Source organism: Enterococcus sp. DIV0970a (assembly GCF_051711265.1).
GTDB classification, from domain to species: Bacteria; Bacillota; Bacilli; order Lactobacillales; family Enterococcaceae; genus Enterococcus_D; species Enterococcus_D casseliflavus.
In genome coordinates this window covers 1,890,001-1,907,766 of the sequence record NZ_JBIOMF010000001.1, presented here as the reverse complement: position 1 = coordinate 1,907,766, position 17,766 = coordinate 1,890,001, and the positions used below count along the sequence as shown (strand labels likewise).

Annotated in this window: 15 protein-coding genes, 2 rRNA genes and 1 pseudogene (1 of these 18 only partly in view); 14 read left to right on the top strand and 4 right to left on the bottom strand. The window is 41.7% G+C overall.

Features of this window, described 5'->3' with window-relative positions; genetic code table 11:
- The first annotated feature begins 152 nt into the window (after positions 1-152).
- Positions 153-1,208: an inorganic phosphate transporter gene (locus IGK14_RS09185; RefSeq protein ID WP_005230169.1), complete on the top strand. Its 1,056-nt coding sequence runs from the start codon at positions 153-155 to the stop codon at positions 1,206-1,208.
- A gap of 12 nt (positions 1,209-1,220) precedes the next feature.
- Complete coding sequence (locus tag IGK14_RS09180) at positions 1,221-1,844, top strand: DUF47 domain-containing protein (protein ID WP_010749649.1); 624 nt, start codon at positions 1,221-1,223, stop codon at positions 1,842-1,844.
- A 76-nt stretch (positions 1,845-1,920) separates the two neighbouring features.
- Here the strand turns inward: IGK14_RS09180 and IGK14_RS09175 are convergent, their stop codons facing one another.
- The 3 genes from IGK14_RS09175 to IGK14_RS09165 all read right to left on the bottom strand — a co-directional run bounded on the left by IGK14_RS09175 (position 1,921) and on the right by IGK14_RS09165 (position 4,261).
- On the bottom strand, positions 1,921-2,754 hold the full coding sequence (locus tag IGK14_RS09175; RefSeq protein WP_005230172.1) for an undecaprenyl-diphosphate phosphatase: 834 nt from the start codon (positions 2,752-2,754) through the stop codon (positions 1,921-1,923).
- Between the two features lie 148 nt (positions 2,755-2,902).
- Positions 2,903-3,607, bottom strand: a complete 705-nt coding sequence (locus IGK14_RS09170) for a histidine phosphatase family protein (protein ID WP_005230175.1) — start codon at positions 3,605-3,607, stop codon at positions 2,903-2,905.
- A 33-nt stretch (positions 3,608-3,640) separates the two neighbouring features.
- Entirely contained in the window at positions 3,641-4,261 is a 621-nt protein-coding gene (locus IGK14_RS09165) for an MBL fold metallo-hydrolase (RefSeq protein WP_010749650.1), read from the bottom strand.
- A gap of 98 nt (positions 4,262-4,359) precedes the next feature.
- On the opposite strand from IGK14_RS09165, the gene IGK14_RS09160 reads away from it, so the two are divergent.
- From IGK14_RS09160 to IGK14_RS09150, 3 genes are all read left to right on the top strand, one after another.
- The gene (locus tag IGK14_RS09160; protein ID WP_228074207.1) at positions 4,360-4,773 is read left to right on the top strand and encodes a GNAT family N-acetyltransferase; all 414 of its coding nucleotides are present in this window, start codon (positions 4,360-4,362) and stop codon (positions 4,771-4,773) included.
- 281 nt (positions 4,774-5,054) lie between these two features.
- On the top strand, positions 5,055-5,591 hold the full coding sequence (locus IGK14_RS09155; protein ID WP_010749653.1) for a hypothetical protein: 537 nt from the start codon (positions 5,055-5,057) through the stop codon (positions 5,589-5,591).
- A gap of 256 nt (positions 5,592-5,847) precedes the next feature.
- Positions 5,848-8,340, top strand: coding sequence for an ATP-dependent DNA helicase (locus IGK14_RS09150; RefSeq protein ID WP_010749654.1), 2,493 nt, complete (start codon positions 5,848-5,850; stop codon positions 8,338-8,340).
- Between the two features lie 91 nt (positions 8,341-8,431).
- Here IGK14_RS09150 and IGK14_RS09145 read toward each other — a convergent pair whose 3' ends face one another.
- Entirely contained in the window at positions 8,432-8,923 is a 492-nt protein-coding gene (locus tag IGK14_RS09145) for a YajQ family cyclic di-GMP-binding protein (protein WP_005230187.1), read from the bottom strand.
- 153 nt (positions 8,924-9,076) lie between these two features.
- Here IGK14_RS09145 and IGK14_RS09140 point away from each other — a divergent pair, with 153 nt between their 5' ends.
- The 9 genes and pseudogenes from IGK14_RS09140 to IGK14_RS09100 all read left to right on the top strand — a co-directional run.
- Positions 9,077-10,012: a YitT family protein gene (locus tag IGK14_RS09140; RefSeq protein WP_005230189.1), complete on the top strand. Its 936-nt coding sequence runs from the start codon at positions 9,077-9,079 to the stop codon at positions 10,010-10,012.
- A 74-nt stretch (positions 10,013-10,086) separates the two neighbouring features.
- Positions 10,087-10,416, top strand: a complete 330-nt coding sequence (locus tag IGK14_RS09135) for a metal-sulfur cluster assembly factor (RefSeq protein WP_005231940.1) — start codon at positions 10,087-10,089, stop codon at positions 10,414-10,416.
- 756 nt (positions 10,417-11,172) lie between these two features.
- Positions 11,173-11,490 carry a DUF2500 domain-containing protein gene (locus tag IGK14_RS09130; RefSeq protein ID WP_438712093.1) on the top strand — a complete coding sequence of 106 codons (318 nt, stop codon included), beginning with the start codon at positions 11,173-11,175 and terminating at the stop codon, positions 11,488-11,490.
- 442 nt (positions 11,491-11,932) lie between these two features.
- Positions 11,933-12,478, top strand: a pseudogene (locus IGK14_RS09125) (zinc-binding dehydrogenase); the annotation flags it as partial.
- 210 nt (positions 12,479-12,688) lie between these two features.
- Entirely contained in the window at positions 12,689-13,627 is a 939-nt protein-coding gene (locus tag IGK14_RS09120) for a dihydroorotate oxidase (RefSeq protein ID WP_010749657.1), read from the top strand.
- A gap of 75 nt (positions 13,628-13,702) precedes the next feature.
- Positions 13,703-14,224, top strand: coding sequence for a GNAT family N-acetyltransferase (locus IGK14_RS09115; protein ID WP_010749658.1), 522 nt, complete (start codon positions 13,703-13,705; stop codon positions 14,222-14,224).
- A gap of 139 nt (positions 14,225-14,363) precedes the next feature.
- Positions 14,364-14,549: a hypothetical protein gene (locus IGK14_RS09110; RefSeq protein ID WP_005230211.1), complete on the top strand. Its 186-nt coding sequence runs from the start codon at positions 14,364-14,366 to the stop codon at positions 14,547-14,549.
- Between the two features lie 540 nt (positions 14,550-15,089).
- Positions 15,090-16,649: ribosomal RNA gene (locus IGK14_RS09105) — 16S ribosomal RNA — on the top strand.
- Positions 16,650-16,878: 229 nt separating this feature from the next.
- Positions 16,879-17,766 (top strand): 23S ribosomal RNA (locus IGK14_RS09100) (it continues 2,027 nt past the right edge of the window).
- Together the 16S and 23S rRNA genes form the textbook arrangement of a ribosomal RNA operon.

The following is a 17,766-nucleotide window of genomic DNA, read 5'->3' as shown; positions in this document are numbered from 1 at the left end:
ATTGCAATAAAAGTTGTAAAGAAATTTTACTTAACACAAAAATTTGTTTTTTAGCCGCGCTATTTTTTGCTTTATGGATTTTAAAAATGCTTCTTTACACATTTTTTACTGAATAGTTATAAAAAGTTTACACAGAAACAGCTTTCTATGCTATGATTACTTCGGAATTTTTAAATGGGGGAATCTATGTGAATATCGCTTTGTTTCTAACAATTGTGTTGTCATTAGGGGTGATTTTCGTCAACGGCTGGACGGATGCGCCGAATGCTATTGCAACCGCTGTCTCCACGAGAGTCTTACGCCCGAATATCGCCATTGGCATGGCAGTCGTCATGAATTTCTTAGGTGTGCTAGTGATGACGTATTTTAATGCACAAGTTGCAGAAACCATCAGCAACATTGTGACTTTTGATTCAGGCGGGAGTTTTCGGGTCTCACAGATCGCATTAGCCGCTGCCTTGTTTTCAATTGTTGTTTGGACGGTCGCAGCTTGGTATTTTGGGATCCCAACCAGTGAATCCCACGCGTTGATCGCAGGACTGACTGGTGCAGCCATGGCCCTTGGTGGGTTACATGCAGTCAATGGCGAGGAGTGGCTGAAAGTATTGATCGGTCTTGTCGTTTCTACGTTGATGGGCTTCATTGGTGGCTTTCTGATCACGAAACTGATCGTATGGCTCTTTCGCGATACCCAACGGCGAAAAGCCAACAAAATTTTTACAGTTGGTCAAGCCATTGCGGCTGGTGCCAATGCGTTCTTACATGGTGCACAAGATGGCCAAAAATTTATGGGTGTCTTCATGTTAGGGCTTTTCTACAACAATCTTGCTGAAAAGACCGGCAATGGCTTTTCGATCCCACTCTGGGTGATGGTTCTTTGTTCCTTGACCATGGGGATCGGTACTTCTGTCGGTGGGATGAAAATCATTAAATCAGTAGGGATGGATATGGTAAAACTGGAAAAATACCAGGGCTTTTCTGCAGATGTTACCGCTGCGATCTGTTTGTTCTTGTCTTCCGTATTTGGTATCCCAGTTTCAACGACCCATACAAAAACGACTGCCATCATGGGGGTAGGGGCTTCTCGACGTTTTTCTAGCGTTGATTGGCGCATCGTTAAAGAAATGATCTATGCTTGGATTTTAACGTTCCCTGGTTGCGGGTTGATTGCGTTTCTAATGGTGAAAATTTTATTGCTAATTTTGTGAGGAGAGAAAGTAATGTCACGAAAAAAAGGATTTGATTATTTTGCGGCAATGGAACAGTTGGCAACAAATGGCCATCTAGCTGCGAAACGTTTTTCGCTGTTGATCAATGATTACTCTGAAACAGCGTTAAGTGAAGCGGCAGCTGAGATTCATGGATTAGAAAAGGAAGGCGATCAGGTGATCGCTGAGTTAACGAATGAGTTGTACGACTCATTTATCACACCGATCGATCGCGAAGACATCCTGGTCATCTCTGAGCGCTTAGATGATATTTTGGATGGCATTATGGGACTGACTTATTTATTTGCGAATTTGGTCATTACGAAGATCCGCCCTGAGACGAACTTATTTGCTGAAATGATCGTTCAAGCGACACAGGGGGTCGAAACAGCATTAAAAGAGTTTCCGAAGTTCAAAAATTCAAAAACATTGCGTCAAATGATCAACGATGTAAATACGATTGAATCAGAAGCAGATCTTTTGTATTCAAAAATGAAAAAAGCGTTGTTTACGGATGAAAAAGAAGTGCTGGAAATCATTAAATGGAAAGATATTTATGATCGCTTTGAATCGATTATCAACGACACCGAAAGTGCGGTTGATATTATCGATGGTATGGTGATCAAAAACACGTGAGGAACTAGAGAGCATTCAAACGAAAAAAAAGAGCAACTATTGCGGCAGTTACCTGCCCAAGAGTTGCTCTTTTTGCTTATAATTGGATCAGCCAATAGCCGATCAAAATGATTCCTAAAACGATGCGATACCATCCAAATACGGTAAAATCATTCCGTTTGATGTAGTTCATCAAGAAACGGATCGCGATGATCGAAACGATGAATGACACGATGGTTCCTGTCAATAAGATGACGGTTCCTTGGAAATCAAAGGCATTGCCATCTTTCAAAAACTTGAAGATTTTCAAGGCACTGGCACCAAACATGGTGGGAATACCTAAGAAAAATGAAAATTCAGCAGCAACATAACGAGAAGCGCCGATCATGATAGCACCTAAGATAGTAGCACCAGAACGAGAAGTTCCTGGGATCAATGCCAATACTTGGAACATTCCTACGATCAATGCCGCTTTGTAGGTGAACTTGTTCAAATCGGTACATTTTGGTGCTTTATTTTTGTTGCGTTTTTCTACCACGATAAAGCCGATCCCATAAACGATCAAGACGATCGAAACGGAGAAAAAGTTGTAGAAGTGCGCATCTAACCAATCATCTAACGGTAAACCGATAATAACCGATGGCAAGACCGCCACGACGACTTTAAACCATAACGTCCATGTATCTTTTTTCTCTAACTCATTTTTCTGCGGTGAAAAAGGGTTTAGTTTATGGAAATATAAGTAGACGACTGCTAAAATCGCACCCAGTTGTATGACAACATTGAACATCGTCATAAACTCGGGAGTTACATTCAATCCGATAAATTCGTCGGCTAGAATCAAGTGACCCGTGCTGCTGATTGGCAGCCATTCCGTGATCCCTTCAATGATCCCAAATAAAATCGCTTTTATGAAATTTGTAAAAAACATTGGTTCAGTCCTTTCTATGACAAAATACAACTCTTAGTATACCGTTTCCTGATTCGAATACCAATCTTTTTCCTAAAAAAAGGGGGCAGTTTTTAAAACAAAAACTGCTCCTTTCTTAAAGAAATTGATCAACTGCCAAAGGTTTCTCTTAGGATAAAAGTTCTTGAGAGAGTGCTAAGCCTTTTTTGATGTAATCGGTATTGCCCACTTCAGCAATCGTAAAGCTGCCATCTTCGTAGATCAGTCGAGTGACCGAGCCATTTTCAATATCCATGCGAACATTGTTCTCATCATTGATCAGATGCAAAAGAAAAGCGATCGTTAAGCCGTGAGACACAACTAGCGCATTGCCGCCGCCTTTTTTCTCAACGCGGTAGGCGATATCTTCAAACCCTGTTTTGACACGTTCGGTCAACACATCAAAGGTTTCTGCCCAATTGGCTGTATCTGCGTGATAGATCGCATTGGCGATCGCCTCAAACGAGACATGATTGGCAATCATATCATCGTAATCAGGAAAGTCAAGAATCCGTGGCAGAACGCCCCACATTTCTGCATCATAGGCACCTTCAAGTGAGCCAAAGCACCATTCACGAATCCGTTTGTCGATATGATAAGGGATCTCTGGTCCTCTGACATGTTCACCCAGTATCAGACGCATCGTTTCGATCGCGCGGCCGCTGTCACTGGATACTGCTTCCACAAAATCCACATCTCGTAACCCGAGTCCTAAATAATGGATGCCTTGTTCACCAGTACGAGTCAATGGGGTGTCGCACCAGCCTTGCACACGCTGCAATGTGTTGAACATGGTTTTCCCGTGACGCACGACATACAATTCCGTTTTTGCCATAAGTAGTAATTCCTCCTTTGGTTCGTAATTCGTTTATGCGTTAAAAAACGGATTGGTCCGTTTCTCAATCTCGATCGTTGTTGGTTCCCCGTGGCCAGGATAAACGGCCATCTGATTCGGTAAAACAAAAAGTTGCGTTTGGATGCTGGTCAGCAATTGCTCAAGGTTGCCAGTTGGTAGATCGGTCCGACCGATGCTGCCTTTAAATAAGGCGTCTCCAGAAACGACAAACTTGTCAAAAATAAAACTGACGCTGCCGATGGAATGACCTGGGGTTGCAACAACCTTAAAGGACATGCCAGCTATCTCGTACTCTTTCAATTCAAGCTCGAATTCTGCTGGACGTGCGGTGATGGTTCCTAATTCAGGATGACGACCAGAAAGGTTTTTCATAGGATCACTTAGCCATTCTTGCTCAAGTGGACTAACGTAAACGGGGATCTGATAATAATCCCGCAAATGGTCAACTGCGCCGATATGGTCATAATGAGTGTGGGTCAATAAAATCGCTGCTGGTTTTGCGCCTGTTTTTTCGATCTCAGCGATCAATCTCGCTGCTTCTGCTCCAGGATCAATAATCAACAAATAATCTTCTTTCCAAATAAGGTAACAATTTTCTTGAACGGGTCCTGTCACTAAACCAATGATTTTCATGCTAAAACCTCCTAGGATCACAAATACTTGTGTCTGACTATAAGTATAGCTTAAAGTATAAGAGGAAACAAAGAAAGGTTTTTAGGAGTGAAAAATTAATGATAGAAACGATGAACACAGAAGACAATCGTCAGGCGATCTGTCAATGGCTCAATTATTCAACGAAAAAAACAGAGGCAGTGAGTGCCTTTTCCGATCAAGAGCAGCTTTCATTTGCATTTTTTGACAATCACGATCAACTTGGTGGGTTGATTGGGAAACGGACAGGTAATACGATTCATATTCAATTGTTTGCAGTTGATCCAAACCATCAGAATCAAGGGGGGGGGAAACAATTGATGGAAGCACTTTTCGATCACGGTAAAAAAGCGGGGTGTCGTTCCGTGACAGTTACCACCCAAGACTACCAAGCGCCACAGTTCTATCAAGCAGTCGGCTTCGAACAATTTGCTGTGCTTTCTGACACACCTGTACTTGGCACGGATAGGCTTTATTTCGTGAAGATGCTGTGACCACCCTATGGCAGGCAAGGTGATAAGGCTAACCAATAGTTTGATGAGAGAAAAGCTCAGAATTATTGTGGGAATTCGAAAATTTTTCTAAGAAACCGCATTAGCAAAAAACTGCTGTTATACTAATTAAAATAAGAAAGCGCGTGTTTCGTTTGAAACTGGTCTAATTTTTTCCTGCAGCAGAAACATTCGTCGTGACTAAGTTCGGGGAAAGTAAGTGTTCAGGACCTTGTGTTCGTTTTGATTGGTATACATCAACTTTTTGTAAGAAGGTGTTTTTTATGAAAAAATCGCTCCAATTCTTTTTCACTGTATGCTTTGCTGTGCTTCTTTTAGCGAGCTGTGGTGAGGAAGAGCTATCCATCGATGATTCGAAAGAAGTTTCTGAAACCGTTACTTCCGCCTCCAAAGCAGTTGAAAATGGCGACCTTGATTTGATGTTGATCCAAGATGAGAGTGTCATCTTTCCGCAAAGTCAAGGGGTTTATGATTTCCATGAGAATGAGTTGACGATCGTTAAGCAGTATTTGCCGATGGCAGACTTAGAAGATAGTTCAGCCAGCGCTAGCGATGTTGCCTTGTATGAAGGACAAATCGAAAGTGATTTTCAGCGTCATTTTTCCCATTCAGAGGTACAGTTGTCCAACGATCCTTATCAAATTTATGAGATCACCTATCAAGATGCCTCATACATCGTCGAAGGAAAACGTTTGACGATCATGGCAGATGGGCGAACCTTTGAGTTCACCTTAGATCCCGACAATCAGAAGGCCTATGATCAAAATGGCGTCAGCTATGACATTCAGGTCGATCAATAAATTTTCTTAAAAAATATTCCTGCTTTACTTGCTTAGGTGAGTAGAGTAGGTTTTTTTGTTAACCTTTCGTCAAACCCATTTTCTGGAAGTGGAAATGGCGTTGATTACCTGATGAGTAAGCATTTTGCCGCAAGTGGTTTTTTTAGAGATCAAACCTGTTTGGATAGGATACTCTCCGCAGAGGATGAAAAGCTGTTTCTGTTCGCTTTTCCAAAAGTGATCTATCCGCTATAATGGCAAACGAGAAGGTGAACACGTGTATAAAGGAAAAGTTGCGGTTAGAAAAATCGTAGAATTTATTTTGCGCAGAGGCGATATTGATAGCCGCAAAGTCAGTAATCATACCGCACAAGAAGGCGCCCGTATCCATCGCCAACTACAAAAAGAGGCTGGGGATGCGTATCAAAAAGAAGTCTTTTTCAAACGAGAAAGCCAAATTGAGAAAGATTCGATCACTGTCGAAGGACGTGCCGATGGTCTCTTTTTTGATGCAGCTGTTAATTCTTGGGTGATCGATGAGATCAAAACTTCAGAACCAGCTTTCGAAGATATCCCTGAAGATCAAATCGATTTGTTTTTTGCCCAGGGAATGGTTTATGCTTATTTGTTTTTACTACAAGAAAATGAACAAGCAGCGCTTAATGACAGTGAAAAACAAGAGAAACCAGAAGCAGAAGCTACTGCTGATGGAGAAAATGATCCGAGGAGACCCATCGATCGGATCGCCGTACAATTGACTTATTATCAAACCACTGAAAAGCTGACCACCCGTACGAGAAGAACATTTCAGTTCTCAGAATTAGCTGTTTTTTATGAAGAATTACTTCAGGAATATCATAAATGGTTAGTTTTTCAAGAGAATTGGCGCCGTGTCCGCAATACGTCTTTGCAGCTGCTGTCTTTTCCCTTTGAAACCTTTCGCAAAGGGCAGCGAGAGTTAGCAGCAGCGGCGTATAAAACACTAAAAAATGGCAAGCGACTTTTTGCGGAAGCGCCAACGGGAACTGGAAAAACCATGTCAACGCTGTTTCCCGCATTAAAAGTTCTCGGGGAAGAAGGGGCAGATCGGGTCTTTTATCTGACGGCGAAGACGATCACCAGACAAGTGGCTGAAGATGCGTTGAGCAAGTTAGCAGACAACGGTAGTGAAACCAAGAGTGTCACGATCACTGCCAAAGATAAAATTTGCTTTCTGGATGAACGAAATTGTACGCCAGAGCATTGTCCTTATGCACAAGGTTATTACAATCGAATCAACGAAGCATTGTGGGATCTGTTGCATCACGAAAACCAAATAACCCGAGAAGTGATCGAGACTTATGGAATGAAGCATACGGTTTGTCCCTTTGAGCTTTCACTGGATGTCAGTGTCTTTTGCGATGTCATTATTGGTGATTATAATTATTTGTTTGATCCAACCGTTTATTTACGGAGATTTTTTGAAGAGCCTGACGAAGAGTATTTCTTTTTAGTGGATGAAGCCCATAACTTAGTTAATCGTTCGAAAGAAATGTATTCTGCAACGATCTCCCGACAGCCATTTAAGGAATTAAAGAAGAAGCTGCCGAAGGATCAACAGAAATTAAAACGCGCACTAAACAGAGTTGATAAAGAATTTGCGGCTTTAGCCCAATTAGCAAAAGAGGAAGGATGGTCATACCACCATCAAGCAGCTCCCCATGAAACAATGGTCAATCAGCTATACAAATTAGCTGAATTGATGAAGGAATGGTTGCCGGCAAATCCTGAGCATGAATTGCAAGAAGAAGTGCTGCAAGTGTATTTTGAAGCTAACCATTATTTGAAGATCAGTGAATTTTATGATGATCACTACGAAACGACGGTGGAGATCGACCGCTATGATATCAAACTACGGCAATTTTGCATCGAACCAGCGCCGTTTTTGGAATCCGTGTTAGATAAGGGCAAGGCCAGCCTGTTGTTTTCTGCGAGCTTTACCCCTTTGTCGTATTATCAAGAAGTATTAGGTGGCGGCGATGAAGCTTTGCGCTATCGCTTGCCAAGTCCTTTTGATCCGAAAAATCAGGGGATTTTTATTGCGGACTATATCCAAACGACATATCGCCAACGTGAAGCCAGCATTCCTGCGATCGTTGATGCGATCCAGAAAATGACGGCAGCGAAAGCGGGAAACTATATGGTCTTTTTCCCATCTTATCGTTATTTGGATGAGGTGGCGGCAGCATTTTCTCAACAGGCGCCAGAGGTGGAGGTCTTGATTCAGGGGACTGCTATGAACGAAGCAGAGCGCGAGGCGTTTCTTGCGCAGTTTCAATCTTTTGACTCGCAACAATCATCCTTGCTGGATAAAAGTCAAGACGAACCAAAGAGTCAACCAAAAACTTTGGTGGCATTTTGTGTCCTTGGAGGAATTTTTTCTGAAGGGATCGACCTAAAAGGCGATCGCTTGATCGGTGCAGCAGTGGTAGGAGTCGGACTGCCGCAAATCAATCACGAGCAAGAATTGATTCGGGAATATTACGATGAGAAAAAGGCAGCTGGCTTTGCGTATGCCTATCAGCTGCCAGGGATGAATAAAGTCCTGCAAGCAGCCGGTCGAGTGATTCGGGATGTCAGCGATCGTGGCGTGGTGTTATTGCTGGATCAGCGCTTTCGGACACCGCGTTACCAAGAACTTTTCCCACTACATTGGCAGCATGCCTTGCAGATTCGTCGGCCGCAAGAGTTATCAAAGGCATTGACTCATTTTTGGCAAGAAAAAAACTAGAAGCAGAGCTTTCAAGAGCGGTTGCGCAAAATCAGTAGATAAAGCTGATTTTGCCTAACCATCACGTTAGACTCTGTTCTAGTTTTTTTGATTAGCGATAATTTGTAAATTGTAAATCGATCGTCAGGGGCAGTTTACGCAACAATTGGATCACCTCTTGCAGATCGTCACGACTTTTGCCTGTTACCCGAATTTGATTGTCTTGAATTTGGGTTTTAACTTTTAGCTTGGCGTTTTTGATCGCTGTCGTTATTTTTTTTGCGTTTTCTTTATCGATGCCATTGATCAATTCTGCCGTTTGACGAGCTTTTGCCCCCAAGGCATGCTCCGTTTCGCCAAATTGAATATTTTTCGTTGGTACATTCCGTTTGATCAGCTTCGCAAAGAGCACATCTTTGATTTGCTCCAACTTAAATTCGTCATCTCCAACGATCGTCAGTTTGCCCTCAGTCATCTTGATTTCTACCGTGGAGCCTTTAAAATCAAATCGGTTTTTCAATTCTTTTTCCGCCTGTTGAATGGCGTTTTTCACTTCTTCTGTGTTGATCTCAGATACGACATCAAAACTTGCTTCTTTTGCCAAAATCAATCACTCCTCTCATCTCTTACCTATGATTTTAACATGGAGGCGAACGATGCGGGAATGAAAAGTAAATTTTTGCAAATAATTGTTTCATTTTTTCACACAAACTGCTATTCTTTGGAAGGAGATTTTTAGTGAAGGAGCTAGATCATTGTGAGTAAGTTATTAACGAAGCACGAACAATCAGAACGATTGAAAAAAATAGGGGTTATTTTGCTGTCAGGTATTACTGCAGCCATTGCTTTAAATTTCTTTTTGATTCCCGCAAACGTTCTTTCTGCTGGGATGAACGGGGTCGCCCAATTGATCGTGGCACTTGCCTTGGAACATTTTGGCGTTCACCTTAGTACAGGGCTGTTTATTTTCCTCTTAAACTTGCCTATCTTTGTTCTCGGGTTCATCAAACTCGGGAAATCATCGACACTATTGAGCTTTATCAATGTCGTTGTCGTTTCCGTCTTAACGATGATCCTTCCGCAAGGAGCGATCACTGACAATATTTTGGTTAACGCTTTGCTAGGTGGCGTACTGTTGGGCGTCGGCGTTGCGTTTTCACTGAAAATGGGTTTTACCACCGGCGGAATGGATATCCTTTCGTTGATATTATCAAAAACGACTGGAAAAACAGTCGGTAAATATATGTTTATTTTAAACGGCATCATTGTCATGGTCTCAGGTTTCGTCTTTTCTTGGGAAAGTGCCTTGTACACGATCATTTCGATTTTCGCGATGAGCTACGTTGTGGACATGCTGCACACAAGTCATCAAAAGGTAACGGCAATGATTATTACGACCAATGCGGAAGCTGTTGGGAAAAATATTTCTAAGCATGTGTTTCGCGGCATGACTTTGTTCCCCTCAGTCGGAGGGTATTCAGGCGTACCTGGCAATATGATCATGATGGTCGTGACGCGCTACGAGATCTACGATTTAGAACAAGCCGTTTTAGAAGCTGACGGCAATGCGTTTATTAATTTTGTGCCGACCCAATCGATTACAGGCCGTTTTGCGACAGATGATGAACAACGGACCTTTAAAACGACAGGGGTCTTCCCAGAACTGAAAATACACAAGAAAAGCCGGCCATAATCAAGGATCGTCCATTTACAAATCTTGCAAAAGAAGGTATTATTTGAAACAAGAATTAAAGGAGGTCTTCAACCGTGGCATATACTGAAGTAGAAGCAGAAGCAATCAAAGAGCGTGTCTTGGCTGCCTTGGAAACCGTGATTGACCCTGAGTTGGGGATTGATATAGTGAATCTAGGCTTAGTTTATGAAGTCGAATTTGATGCAGAAACAGGCAATACCGTAATCAAAATGACCTTAACAACAATGGGCTGTCCCTTAGCCGACGTATTGACTGAATCGATACACGAAGCACTAAGCGATATTCCAGAAGTCAAAAATCCAGAGGTAAAATTAGTCTGGTATCCCGCTTGGACGACCGATAAAATGAGTCGTTATGCACGGATTGCTTTGGGGATTCGTTAAGGATTTTCAATCATAGAAAGTTGTTTCATATTTGTTAACTAGATGGAACAAGCTGTTTTCTTAGGTGTCGGACAGTTGGCAAAATGAGGATATAAACACAGAACTCTTTTATTAACTTTGAAAAAGTTGGTAGAAGAGTTTTTTTATAGAATACTTTCTTAAATAAACAGTTACTTGGTGAAAAAGTTATGCTTTTTTACTAAAAGCATTAAAGAAAATCATATATTTTTAAACCTGAAAGCTCAAAGTATTTTCCATTCATATGACAACTCAAAGTGAGTTAGTATTTAACTTTGCCGAAATAGTAATACTTTCTATAAACCTTCGATCATTTTGACAAAAAGAGAGCACAGATTAAATTCTTATTCATCCACATTGATAACCTTAAGGTGCATCCCAGAAAACATGTCTAAATAAAAGTTACTGAATTTAGTCAGAGACTTTGGGATACGATGAATTTTCCTTAAGAAGTCAATGTAGAATGAAGAAGGATGATTCTAGGAATGCTTTTTCAAAGGTCATGTGATTTCATCCTATCAACTGACTCTTGGTTAACAGATATACAAATGTGTTCTATGCAACCATACATATAGGAAAACGATAGCCAAACTACAGTTTCGGTCAATCATTTAGCGAGTTACATATTTTTATTAGAGATTCGAGATTAATTAATTTAATTAATGTATAATTATAGTTAAGTTGTAAAAATGATTTGGTTGATTCCCTTGATCATAAAAACAAAAAGGAGTGTGTTTTGTGGATTTTCTATTTACTTTATTTGCTTTTATTTTCGTCGCAGTTATCTTATATCATATTGTCGAATTCTTAAAGGATCAATCTACGCCAGAAGTGGCAGTACTTGCCAAGCTAGTAGACAAACGAATGACTAGTAGCACGAATATTGCTGCAAACGGCTTTACGAATCAATCCATTACCTATTATCTTTTATTTGAAATCGCAAGTGGCGAAAGATTACAATTTAAAGTAGGGTATGGAAAATACAAATTATACGTCATCGGAGATACTGGGGTGTTGAGGTATCAAAGAAAAAGGTTTAATTCACTTGATAGGTAAAAAATTTGTATGTATATAGTATGTGTTTATTCGTTTTCAATTTCAAAAAAAGTTGAACAGTCAATTAAAAAACTCCTATTCAAGTGTCTTATCATTTGAAATGATTTGAATTGTACGCTTTCGATGGAAAACGCAAGTATCATCGAGTAACACTTGAGAATTTCTACTTATGAGGTCGCATAAATAAAACCAAAACCGAAGGAAATTTCCTGCGAGGAATGGCTTAATTTAGTTCACCCATTCGTTTTATTGGCGGAAGTGATGAGCTACGGATAGTTTTTAAATACTCATAAATAGAATAGATTTCTTCACCAAAACCTCGTGACTCATTGTTACGAGGATTTTTGTTTTTTACGTGACTTCAGAAATAATTGCAAAAAGGAAAAATCGTTCTTGGTTTTTCACAAACATTTTCTCTTTCAAGTGACAAAGTCGTTGCCGTTTTGGGTTAGGAACGATTGGGTTGCTGACGATCCAATGGTTAAAAATTACGGGTGTGAAAACGATCATTGGCATTGATATTCAATCAGAGAAACTGGAACAAGCCTTAGATTTAGGTGTCACCGATACGATCGATCCTAGTGTTCAAGACCTTGAAAACGAGATTTCTCGGATAACGGATGGTTTAGTCGTAGATATTGCAATGGAATGTGCAGGTACTAAAATAACCGAAGAACAATGTCTCTTAGTGACAAAAAAAGGCGGGAAAATTGGATTTCAAGGGATCACTTATTCTGATGTGTTGATTAAGCAACGGGCATTTGAAAAAATCTTTCGCAGTGAATTAACCATTAAGGGTTTTTGGAATAGCTATTCTACGCCTTTCCCAGGCAAAGAATGGTTTGATTCAATCACCTTTTTAGAAAGCGGACGCTTGAGTGCCAGTCATATGATTTCCCATCGCTTTCCGTTAGAATATCTTCAAAGAGCATTTGATTTAGCGGTAAATAGAAGTGAAAGCTTAAATAAAATCATGATCATGCTCTAAAAACTAAACATTTGATTACAGCACAAACAGATTGTTTTCAAAAACCATATTTATTCAGCAAGCTTTAACAAGCTGCTATGGATATGGTTTTTTTATTTGCTACAGTGATTAAATAGGTTGCTCCTTCTAAAACCTGTCCCAATCAAAGACACCGTTGCATTTTCAGAAATGAAACGGTAAACTAGTTGAAAAGATTGGAGGAATGAATCAATGTTAGCTACGAATTTTGGGAAATATACATATGAAAATCCGTTTATGAACGCCTCAGGGGTCCATTGTATGACGATCGAGGAATTAGATGAATTAGCGGTATCAGCAGCTGGATCATTTGTCACAAAGAGTGCAACGCTAGAAGCACGTGCCGGAAATCCAGAACCACGTTATACCGATTTACCCTTAGGAAGCATCAATTCGATGGGATTACCAAATCTAGGGGTGGACTACTACTTAGATTATGCCATCAAAAAACAGCAGGAAATGACTCAGCAAGCGCCTTTCTTTTTCTCTGTCGCTGGTATGAGTGTGGCTGAAAACATTGAGTTATTGAAGAAGATCCAAGAAAGTGATTTTGAAGGAATCACTGAGTTGAATCTTTCTTGTCCAAACGTGCCAGGAAAACCACAAGTTGCCTATGATTTTCCTTTGACCGATCAAATTCTTGAAACAGTTTTTGGTTTTTTCACAAAACCTTTAGGTGTCAAATTGCCGCCATACTTTGATTTGGCTCACTTTGATGAGATGGCTAAGATATTAAACAAGTATCCGTTAACCTACATCAATTCAATCAATAGTATTGGGAATGCTTTATTCATCGATCCTGCTACTGACTCGGTAGTCATCAAACCAAAAGGTGGTTTTGGTGGTCTCGGAGGCGAATATGTGAAACCAACGGCATTAGCCAATGTGCGGGCTTTCTATACACGTCTCAAGCCAGAAATCAAAATTATTGGTACAGGTGGGATTCGTAATGGTCAAGATGCGTATGAGCATTTGTTGTGTGGTGCCTCTATGTTGCAGATCGGCACAGAGTTGCAAAAAGAAGGGCCGGCGATCTTTGAACGATTGACGAAAGAGTTAGAAACGATCATGAAAGAAAAAGGATATCAATCAATCAGTGAATTTCAAGGCAAACTAAAAACGATTGATTAAAACGACTATTGACGACTGTCTATCATCCTCTGTTTCTTTTTATAGAAGAAAGTCATAGAAGAAAGGTGGGGTTAAATGGAGGAATTTCGTAAAACAACTGAGGGCGATTTAACGGAGTTAATGGCGCTGATTGAGGAAGGAATTGCTTTTTTAAAAGCTCAAGGATCACCACAATGGCAAAATGGCTATGGCCCAAAAGAAACTCAAATCAAAGAAGATATTGCAAAAGGTGAAAGCTATGTGTTAGTGAAAGATGGGAAAATTGCAGCGTCTGCGGCACTGGTTTCTGGTGATGATCCTGTCTACAACGCAATTACCGGCGCAGGGTGGGATGGAAACGGTCCGTATCTATCCATTCATCGCGTCGTTGTCAGTTCTCATTTTAAAGGGCAAAAGTTAAGTGCCAAATTGCTGCAAGCTCTTGAAGTGGTTGCATTAGAGCAAGGAATCGTTGATTTGCGTATCGATACGTATAAAGCCAATATTGGGATGCAAAAGAATATACAAGCAGCTGGCTATCAATATAAAGGAGAGGTAACATTTCCTTTTCCGAATGGAGAGCGATTGGCTTTTCAAAAACGTTTGATCACAAACTAAACATTCTTTTTCCATTCTTGTCACTTGGCTGAAAGAATGGAAAAGGTGTGTCAAAGTGAATTTTTGGTATGAAAATGTGGATAATGGTTGTCAGAATCCTTTCGGCTTGCTAAGATAAGCACGTAAAGGACGGTGCCAAATGAAGAAAAGAATCAAAAAGAAAAAAGCTTATAAAAAATACATCCATGATATTTTTGCAGGTTATGAAGAAATGCTTGAAAATCCAGCGATCGATGAGAAGAAGTTCTCTTATTTGAAAGAAGAAACAACCTTAAAACGAGACGATCAAAATCAAATCCGTTTCCGTACGATCGATATTGATTAAACTACCTTTTGGGTAGTTTTTTTCTTTGTTTTTGTTAATTGGAAAAATTTCAGAAAAAAAGCTTGCTCTTTCATTCATAGAATGATAAAGTATTCAACGTTGGCAATTGAGTCAGCGGGTCAAAACAACAGTTGAAAAATCTTCAAAAAAGACTTGACCAAAAATAAAACAGATGATATTATAACAAAGTCGCAATAATAAAACAGTTAATCAATGTTGATACATCAACAAAATTAATTGAAAAAAGTTGTTGACAAATAACAAATCATTTGTTATTATAATTAAGTCGCTGAGACAGCCGCTACGAAGTTGAAAAACAACGAGCGAAAAAAACTTTTAAAAAAGAGTTGACAATCAAACGTCGCTCTGATATGATATAAAAGTTGCTAACGCAGCACGGTAGACCTTTGAAAACTGAACAAAGCAAGCAAACGAACCAATGTGTAGGACGTTTCAATTTATTGAAACAAATACATGCAAGCAATAGCTAGCAAAGTTAATTTTTATGAGCTTAATGACCGTATGGTCATTCAAACAAATCATTATGAGAGTTTGATCCTGGCTCAGGACGAACGCTGGCGGCGTGCCTAATACATGCAAGTCGAACGCTTTTTCTTTCACCGGAGCTTGCTCCACCGAAAGAAAAAGAGTGGCGAACGGGTGAGTAACACGTGGGTAACCTGCCCATCAGAAGGGGATAACACTTGGAAACAGGTGCTAATACCGTATAACACTATTTTCCGCATGGAAGAAAGTTGAAAGGCGCTTTTGCGTCACTGATGGATGGACCCGCGGTGCATTAGCTAGTTGGTGAGGTAACGGCTCACCAAGGCAACGATGCATAGCCGACCTGAGAGGGTGATCGGCCACACTGGGACTGAGACACGGCCCAGACTCCTACGGGAGGCAGCAGTAGGGAATCTTCGGCAATGGACGAAAGTCTGACCGAGCAACGCCGCGTGAGTGAAGAAGGTTTTCGGATCGTAAAACTCTGTTGTTAGAGAAGAACAAGGATGAGAGTAAAATGTTCATCCCTTGACGGTATCTAACCAGAAAGCCACGGCTAACTACGTGCCAGCAGCCGCGGTAATACGTAGGTGGCAAGCGTTGTCCGGATTTATTGGGCGTAAAGCGAGCGCAGGCGGTTTCTTAAGTCTGATGTGAAAGCCCCCGGCTCAACCGGGGAGGGTCATTGGAAACTGGGAGACTTGAGTGCAGAAGAGGAGAGTGGAATTCCATGTGTAGCGGTGAAATGCGTAGATATATGGAGGAACACCAGTGGCGAAGGCGGCTCTCTGGTCTGTAACTGACGCTGAGGCTCGAAAGCGTGGGGAGCGAACAGGATTAGATACCCTGGTAGTCCACGCCGTAAACGATGAGTGCTAAGTGTTGGAGGGTTTCCGCCCTTCAGTGCTGCAGCAAACGCATTAAGCACTCCGCCTGGGGAGTACGACCGCAAGGTTGAAACTCAAAGGAATTGACGGGGGCCCGCACAAGCGGTGGAGCATGTGGTTTAATTCGAAGCAACGCGAAGAACCTTACCAGGTCTTGACATCCTTTGACCACTCTAGAGATAGAGCTTCCCCTTCGGGGGCAAAGTGACAGGTGGTGCATGGTTGTCGTCAGCTCGTGTCGTGAGATGTTGGGTTAAGTCCCGCAACGAGCGCAACCCTTATTGTTAGTTGCCATCATTTAGTTGGGCACTCTAGCGAGACTGCCGGTGACAAACCGGAGGAAGGTGGGGATGACGTCAAATCATCATGCCCCTTATGACCTGGGCTACACACGTGCTACAATGGGAAGTACAACGAGTTGCGAAGTCGCGAGGCTAAGCTAATCTCTTAAAGCTTCTCTCAGTTCGGATTGTAGGCTGCAACTCGCCTACATGAAGCCGGAATCGCTAGTAATCGCGGATCAGCACGCCGCGGTGAATACGTTCCCGGGCCTTGTACACACCGCCCGTCACACCACGAGAGTTTGTAACACCCGAAGTCGGTGAGGTAACCTTTTTGGAGCCAGCCGCCTAAGGTGGGATAGATGATTGGGGTGAAGTCGTAACAAGGTAGCCGTATCGGAAGGTGCGGCTGGATCACCTCCTTTCTAAGGAATATTTCGGAAGACTACACATCGTTTGCCTTTGTTCAGTTTTGAGAGGTTTACTCTCAAACAAAATTTGTTCATTGAAAACTGGATATCGAAGAAATAATCAAAACAAGTAACACACACCGAGTTGAAATGTTAAAAGAGTTTTTTAATAAGTTCAACGCTTATTTTCTTGAGCAACCTTCTATCGCTAGAAGAAGTACTCAAAACCGACCGAAAGGTCAAAGGTTAAGTGAATAAGGGCGCACGGTGGATGCCTTGGCACTAGGAGCCGATGAAGGACGGGACTAACACCGATATGCTTTGGGGAGCTGTAAGTAAGCTATGATCCAGAGATTTCCGAATGGGGGAACCCAGCATCTTTTATAGGATGTTACGTCTGCGTGAATACATAGCGCAGTCGAGGTAGACGCAGAGAACTGAAACATCTAAGTACCTGCAGGAAGAGAAAGAAAATTCGATTCCCTGAGTAGCGGCGAGCGAAACGGGAAAAGCCCAAACCAACAAGCTTGCTTGTTGGGGTTGTAGGACTCCGATATGGTAGTCTATTCAGATAGTCGAAATACTTGGAAAAGTATGTCAAAGAGGGTAAAAACCCCGTAGGCGAAATTTGGATAACACCTAGGAGGATCCTGAGTACGGCGGAACACGAGGAATTCCGTCGGAATCCGGGAGGACCATCTCCCAAGGCTAAATACTCCCTAGTGACCGATAGTGAACCAGTACCGTGAGGGAAAGGTGAAAAGCACCCCGGAAGGGGAGTGAAATAGATCCTGAAACCGTGTGCCTACAACAAGTTAGAGCCCGTTAATGGGTGATAGCGTGCCTTTTGTAGAATGAACCGGCGAGTTACGATAGCATGCGAGGTTAAGTTGAAGAGACGGAGCCGTAGCGAAAGCGAGTCTGAATAGGGCGAATGAGTATGTTGTCGTAGACCCGAAACCATGTGATCTACCCATGTCCAGGTTGAAGGTGCGGTAAAACGCACTGGAGGACCGAACCCACGTACGTTGAAAAGTGCGGGGATGAGGTGTGGGTAGCGGAGAAATTCCAAACGAACTTGGAGATAGCTGGTTCTCTCCGAAATAGCTTTAGGGCTAGCCTCGGAATTGAG

Excerpts from the sequence above, each read along its gene's own strand:
- IGK14_RS09185 (WP_005230169.1), top strand. The coding sequence starts at position 153 with ATGATTACTTCGGAATTTTTAAATGGGGGAATCTATGTGAATATCGCT.
- IGK14_RS09180 (WP_010749649.1), top strand. The coding sequence starts at position 1,221 with ATGTCACGAAAAAAAGGATTTGATTATTTTGCGGCAATGGAACAGTTG.
- IGK14_RS09175 (WP_005230172.1), bottom strand. The coding sequence starts at position 2,754 with ATGTTTTTTACAAATTTCATAAAAGCGATTTTATTTGGGATCATTGAA.
- IGK14_RS09170 (WP_005230175.1), bottom strand. The coding sequence starts at position 3,607 with ATGGCAAAAACGGAATTGTATGTCGTGCGTCACGGGAAAACCATGTTC.
- IGK14_RS09165 (WP_010749650.1), bottom strand. The coding sequence starts at position 4,261 with ATGAAAATCATTGGTTTAGTGACAGGACCCGTTCAAGAAAATTGTTAC.
- IGK14_RS09160 (WP_228074207.1), top strand. The coding sequence starts at position 4,360 with ATGATAGAAACGATGAACACAGAAGACAATCGTCAGGCGATCTGTCAA.
- IGK14_RS09155 (WP_010749653.1), top strand. The coding sequence starts at position 5,055 with ATGAAAAAATCGCTCCAATTCTTTTTCACTGTATGCTTTGCTGTGCTT.
- IGK14_RS09120 (WP_010749657.1), top strand. The coding sequence starts at position 12,689 with ATGTTAGCTACGAATTTTGGGAAATATACATATGAAAATCCGTTTATG.
- IGK14_RS09115 (WP_010749658.1), top strand. The coding sequence starts at position 13,703 with ATGGAGGAATTTCGTAAAACAACTGAGGGCGATTTAACGGAGTTAATG.
- IGK14_RS09110 (WP_005230211.1), top strand. The coding sequence starts at position 14,364 with ATGAAGAAAAGAATCAAAAAGAAAAAAGCTTATAAAAAATACATCCAT.